Annotated in this window: 1 pseudogene; it reads right to left on the bottom strand. The window is 29.9% G+C overall.

What is annotated here, in order from left to right:
• Positions 1–310 precede the first annotated feature (310 nt).
• Positions 311–391, bottom strand: a pseudogene (locus tag ORL93_RS31045) (single-stranded DNA-binding protein); the annotation flags it as partial.

Here is a 391-nt window from a genome sequence, read left to right as displayed (position 1 = left end):
CTATATTCCATTAATTTACAAATTGTTAATGGTCTAGTTTCGTATTGCCTTTTTTAAGCTGAAATAACAAATTAAGTGTTTAAATTACTAGAATCATTACTTGACATCACACCACAGGTCTTATATAATCTATAGCTCTATATTTTATACCCTATGCCATTTTTCATTGTAACAAGATTTCTCCAAAGATTGAAAACATTATAAACCAAAAGCTTACAATCATAATAACAATCTCTTTACACCTTTGTGAAAAGGGATACTGTTTTTCTTCCATCTATTGATTCCTCCTTTTGTACAAAGATCTCCCCCATTAAAATGGTAAATCGTCGTCCGAAATATCAATTGGTTGACCTGAATTAGAGAATGGATCATCATTCTTTTTAAATCCAGA

The sequence above is a fragment of the Bacillus sp. DHT2 genome (assembly GCF_026241455.1).
Taxonomy (GTDB): domain Bacteria; phylum Bacillota; class Bacilli; order Bacillales; family Bacillaceae_G; genus Bacillus_A; species Bacillus_A pseudomycoides.
This window is presented reverse-complemented; position numbering and strand designations above follow the sequence as displayed.